This window comes from Empedobacter sp. UBA5528 (genome assembly GCF_002426075.1).
GTDB lineage: Bacteria > Bacteroidota > Bacteroidia > Flavobacteriales > Weeksellaceae > Empedobacter > Empedobacter falsenii_B.
In genome coordinates this window covers 1-6,259 of the sequence record NZ_DINY01000064.1, presented here as the reverse complement: position 1 = coordinate 6,259, position 6,259 = coordinate 1, and the positions used below count along the sequence as shown (strand labels likewise).

Genomic DNA, 6,259 nt, shown 5'->3' with positions numbered 1-6,259 from the left:
TTGTTAGGTACATTCAAAAATAGAGTTTTTATTTAATAATTGATTATTTTTATTATAATTTTGTTTGAATGTAGGAAAATCTTGTTTTTTTTCATTATTTATTTTTCCATATTTCAACAAAAAATCTCTGGGAGTGAGGTATTGTAGGGCACTATGAGGTCGCTCATTATTATACATCCACATCCAAATTTCAGCATAATTTTTCATCTGTTTGATATTCTCAAAGAGATAAACGTTTAAAAATTCTGTTCGAAAAGTTCTGTTAAATCTTTCTACTAATGAGTTTTGTGTTGGTTTTCCTGGTTGAATATATTGTAGAACAATCTGATTTGATAGACACCAAATTTTTAATTTTTCTGCAATAAATTCTGGTCCATTATCTACTCTTATTTTATCAGGTTTTCCTCGCCATTCTACAAGTTGCTTTAGCTGTGAAATGACCTTTGATGAAGGTAAACTAGTGTCAATTGTAATGGTTAAAATTTCTCTATTAAAGTCATCTATAATATTCAAACTTCTTACTTTTTTACCACACTCTAAGGTGTCGTGCATAAAATCCATACTCCAAGTTACATTTGGGTAAATTGGTCGCAATAAAGGCTCTTTTACTCTTGCTGGAAGACGTTTTTTACGTTTACTTCTAAGATTTAATTTCAGAGAGGTATATATTCTGTAAACTCGTTTATGATTCCATCCAAATCCACGATTTCTCAGCCTGTGATACATCATCCAAAATCCCCATGTGTAGTGCTGCTCTGAAAGCAAAACTAATTCTTCCCTAATTTTATCATCCTCATTATTGGGTTTCTTTTTATAAAAATAAACCGAACTGGAAATGAGGAAAACTTTACACGCCTTACGAGTACTCATTGCGTATTGTGAGCTGCAATAAGTGACCAGTTCTCGTTTCTCAGAAGGCGTTAAAGCTTTTTTGAAATCACATCTTTCATCACAACATTTTCTAGCGTTAGTTCTGCTACAATCTTTTTGTACTGAGAGAGTTCTTTCTCCATTTCCTTCATTTTAGTGAGGTGTTGAACGTCCAATCCACCATATTTACTCTTCCAATTATAAAAAGTAGGTTGACTAATTCCATGATCACGACAAATTTCATTGACCGTTTTTCCAAAATTTTGTTCAGATAAGATCTTGATAATCTGAACTTCCGAATATTTACTGTTCTTCATAGTTTTATAAATTTATAAACTATAATTATAAATGACTCTAATTTTGGGGAAGCTTACATTATCCCAAACATTTCTTTAATAAAAAAGCTCTTGGATAAGAGCTTTTTTGTTAATAGGATTTATATATTTGAATATTAGCCTTCAAAATATTTGATTGATTGTAATTCATTCATCTCATCTAACCAAATGACGTAATTTCTAATTTTCTGATTATATTCAATCTCTTCTATTTCTTTATTTGAAGGATTTTTTTTAATGAAATGAGTTGCCACCCAAAATAATTTCATACTGTTTTTATTTAATTCGTGAAGTAAGATATTTTTATCAATCAAAATCATGGATTGATGATCTCCATAGCTATATCTTTCGGTTTTTATTTCATGACTAAATCCTATTACGTCTGAATTTATAGTTAGATAGTTATTGTTATCTAATTCTGAAAGACTAAGTAGTTTTCTAACTTTTTTAGACGGTATAATAACTTCTTTTTCTCCATCAACAGTATCTTTCATTACTTTAGTGAGACAATTGTAAATATATATGTCTTCATCAAATTCAGTTTCATTATAATTTTCTCCTACCCAATCCATCCAAAACAAATTTGACGGACTTGTATAAGTATCTGTATCGGGACTTCCAAAATCATTTAAATGGATAGATTTTGAGTTTTGAGAAAATTGTTTTAGTAATAAATCGAAGTCTTTTTCATTTATTAGATAACTATTGCAATCAATATAGGATTTAATTGTTTCTGAGGAGTTGGTTAAACCTGTACTTTGGTATATAGACAAATATTCTTTTTCAATATCTGAATTAAAGTCTAGATTACTGTATTTAAGCCAATTATTGAAATCTATTTTAGGATTATTATTTATAATTTTATCAATCTCAATTCCTGTATTTTCTAAATTATTGATTTCAGGTGCTAATTCCTCTTTTATTATCCATAATGGAGGGTTAAAGTATTCATCGACTTGATTTTCAAGATTGATTTGTAAATCCTCCACTGGATTACTGATATGTACAATTTTAGAATAATCATCAATCCAATTAAATTCCTTATTTTCATCATCGTATTCATAAGGTAAATAATCAGATAAATATCCTTTTAAATAATGAACGGCTAACCAAACATATTTTTCTTCAAAAGTAAATTTTTCACTTTTACTTCCATGTGTTGCATCAGTATTAACGTAACCTGTTTCTCTATTAAAGCCTAATGATTTTATATAAGATAATGCCGTAGCCATTCCCCATATCCTTGCTGATGTGCTATTATTGATTAATAGGCTATATTTCTGGTAAAAATCTGTGATAAAAGGATTCTCTTTATCGAATGAAAGAGAATTGAATCCTGTTTCGACTGACAAAAAATCATCGTATGCTTTTTTTATAACATACCACGATAAATCATGACCTATTGGGTAAGGATCTTTTACAGGATTAATTATATATTTTTCATCAACTTCTAAAAGGATTAAATTATCTTTATAAGCAGGGTGTGATTTTTCAACTTCTGTTTTAGAAATTAAATTATATTGAAATGCTCTTTCAACTATAGCTCTGAAACCATATCTTACAATTACATTTCTATATTTATCAGTGTTACTGAATATATTATTTAGGCACCACAAAGCAAGTTCAAGAATTGCATTTTCGTTTTTACATTTTGTAGAGATCCCTAAAGTAATTGAAGCTAAATCTTCGAGAATTTGTTGCTCGTCAATAGGTAACATTAAGTCTAAAAGCTTTTTAAACTCTAAAGGAAGAATTAGAGCCCATTTGGTTAGCTTAATTCGTAAGTTTTCACGTAATTTTTGATCAAGTGTAGTAAATCCCCACGTATATATTAATGGAAGTCCATCAAACATATCTGTTTCATCTAAATCGTAGTTATCTTCAAGAATAGAGGTTAATGACCATTGTGATAAATCATATTCTCTTATGTTTAACTTCTTAGACATTATGTTACTTTCATAATCATCTAACCCTGACCAAAATTTATCTCTTTCAAAATGATTTGTAATATTTTTAAGAATATTATGAAGGTACATTGCATTAAATGAACTATTCTTATCGTATGAAAGTGGTATAATTAAATCTTGTAAAATTTGAAATCTTTTGATGTAATCCTTGGTGAAAATTTCTGTAATCCAATCTTTGTATATGTAACTTATTTCATTTGGCACAGCATATAAAGCATTTAATTGTAGTTCAAAAATTTCATCTTTTGTAAAACCATTAGTTAAAAAATCATCAATTCCGATTAATTTACGTTTTTTAATAAAAAGCTCGTTTATTATATCCTGAATGATTCTTTGATTAGGAATAAAACCTGAATAAGAATTATGGGCTTCATCATCTAATTCAGTAGAAAGTGAAATTTGATTAAAGAGAGAATCTGGTAAACAATCAATTTTTCCATTTATTATATCTCTACTTATTTTACTTGAAACTATAATTTCTAGAATTGATTGATAACTGAAAGTGTAAAAACTTTCTTTTGTTTCTAATATGAAATCAGAATCTACATTTCTTTCGTATTTTATAAGGATTCCGTTATTAGATAGAAATTCAATTAATAGTTCAATCTCATTGCTATCTAAATATTTTAATTTGTTTTCAATTCCTATATCTAAAATTTCAGTATGACTTACTTCAGAATTATAATAGAATAAATCGGATATTATGCTTAAAAATTCTAAAACAGCATTTCTAGATTTTGATTTTCTCGAATCTANNCCTTGATATGTTTCACAAAATAATTTTAAAGCAAATAAACTATCCAGTCCTTTTATGGATTGATAATTTTCAATGGTGATATTATATTTTTCGAAATATTTTTTAGCAACATCTTCAACTTTTACATCACCCTCTCGTTTCAGTCTTAATTCCTTGTAGTTTTTTTGGTAATCAGGTAACCTTTCATTATTATAAAAATATTCTCTGGCACTGAAAACAAACCGAATTCTTTTATATTTACTTGTTATTTCAAGGGCTTCATTAATTCTATTGTACCAATTTGCATCATTCAAAATATCTTCTTCAAGCCCATCAATACAAATTAATACACTTGTATTTTCAAAATTGATGGTATTATTAGTCGCTAATTCACAATCTTTCCCAATAGCTAATGTTTCAAGTGCACTGAAAATTTCATTTTTATTCCAATTGCTCAACTCTAATTCTTGAGATAGTAATTGTGTCCAGTCTTTTGAATTAGAACCCTTAGCTTGAATTAATATAGCTGGTGCATATTTGTTTAAACATTCTTCTACTGCATATGCTAATCCAAGTGTTTTTCCTGTGCCCGGCTTTCCTAATATTAAGCTGGTTGATATTGTTATTAATTCATTTTCAATTACAAAATAGGAATTAATAACATCTGTGCTAATCTCTCTCAAAGCTACTTCCAATTTATTATAAATTGGCTTTTGAAGATCAGTTGGTTTTATAGAAGTTAGTATTTTAATTGTATCTTCAATAGTATATATAATTGGAATTTCTTGATCTACATCAATCGTTAAATTAGGTGCAATTCCATTTGTTAGCCTCGTTTCAAATTCAAGAGATTTTTCAATTAAATCTTCTATAAAACAATTAATTTGTTTAAGTTTCGTGGTTAATTCATCTGATTTTGAACTCTGGTTGATGAATTTTTCAGAAAGGTTTTTAGTATTATTTGCTTTATTTTTAAAGTCAAGAATTTTTACCAGAATTTTGTTTCTAAAAGATGGACTATATAGTTGTTTGTCTATTAAATTCTGAATATCACCTTTAGTATGTAAATCTCCAACATATCTTTCTTTTAGCCAATAATTGGTTTTTTGTAAATCAAATTTATCTTTTAAAAATTTTGAGTGGATTATTTCATTTTCAAACCAATATTTATGAACTCCCTCGTTTTCGGCTTTTTGTAATTTTTCTAAAATAGAATGCTCAAACCACCAAGTGATTTTAAGAACTGGGTATGAGTTTTTTATTTCTTTTTCAAAATTTTCAATTCTTATATCTTCACTATTTTGTGTCGGTTTTTTCCCTTTTCCAATTTTAATAGAGCTAACATTATGGGGAATACAGATAATATATTCTATTATATTAGGTCTTATAGTTAGAGCAGTAGTTATAGATTTTTTTATTTGGTTAAGCTCATTAGTATCTAAAGCTTGTTTAAACCATTTGGATTGTATCGCAATAATATTAGAATTTGATAATTTTCCATAAGCTTCAATACCACCATCTCCGCCTGCTCCATTTATTACTTTAAATTCATCAATCGAATTTTGATATTCTTTTGAAAGATATCTTTCAAAAAGTTGGTTACATAGCATTTCGAATGAATTTTGAAAGCTTCCTCCATAAGTATTAAATGAATCCCACATATTTTTTTGGACTTTTAATTTTTATTCAATTTGATATTTAATTTATTATTAAATCTAAATAACTTATCTAATAAGTTCTATAATCTTAAAAAACAATTAAAGAATGTAATTTACAACTAAGTAATCCTTACAAGTTTTAATCACAGTTGTTTAATAATTTTAAGCATTCACTATAAATAGTGAATAATTCTTTATCAGGATCAATATCATTAAACTCAAATTCAATTCTAGATAAAATATTTTCCGTCAAATCAATTTTTTCGACCTCATTTTTAAAAACTTCGGTTGTGAAATTAATAATTAATATTGCTAGTTCGCCAAGCAAATAGTGTTCGCTATTGGAATATGGAATTTTGTAAGTTTTTTTTGTATATTTTTCTGAAAAAATTGAAATATCTTTTTCTCTTAAGTTATGGGCTAAAATATAATTTCTATAGTTTTTTAAATCTTTCCATTTATTTATTCTTTTTTTAATAGGTCTTGTGATTTCTTTTACTTTTAGTATTTTTTCTGAATGTTCAGGATACTTTAATGGTATAAATTGTTTATCAAATTCATCTAATAATGAACAAATTATTATAATTTGGTAATTTTGTAAAAACCCAGAAACCGCTTTAGTAAAAGGAGCGTCAGAATAAAAGCCAGGAAGCTTTACTTTATTTAAATATTCTGGATATCCTAACGAAAGTT

3 protein-coding genes are annotated in these 6,259 nt (G+C 27.2%); all 3 read right to left on the bottom strand.

What is annotated here, in order from left to right:
- Window positions 1-3 precede the first annotated feature (3 nt).
- Complete coding sequence (locus tag B4L98_RS13480; protein ID WP_114998210.1) at window positions 4-900, bottom strand: IS3 family transposase; 897 nt, start codon at window positions 898-900, stop codon at window positions 4-6.
- Window positions 901-920: 20 nt separating this feature from the next.
- On the bottom strand, window positions 921-1,187 hold the full coding sequence (locus B4L98_RS13475) for a transposase (protein ID WP_114998212.1): 267 nt from the start codon (window positions 1,185-1,187) through the stop codon (window positions 921-923).
- Between the two features lie 4,518 nt (window positions 1,188-5,705).
- The coding region (locus B4L98_RS13470; protein ID WP_291078489.1) for a hypothetical protein at window positions 5,706-6,259 on the bottom strand (554 nt) is incomplete at its 5' end.

Excerpts from the sequence above, each read along its gene's own strand:
- B4L98_RS13475 (WP_114998212.1), bottom strand. The coding sequence starts at position 1,187 with ATGAAGAACAGTAAATATTCGGAAGTTCAGATTATCAAGATCTTATCT.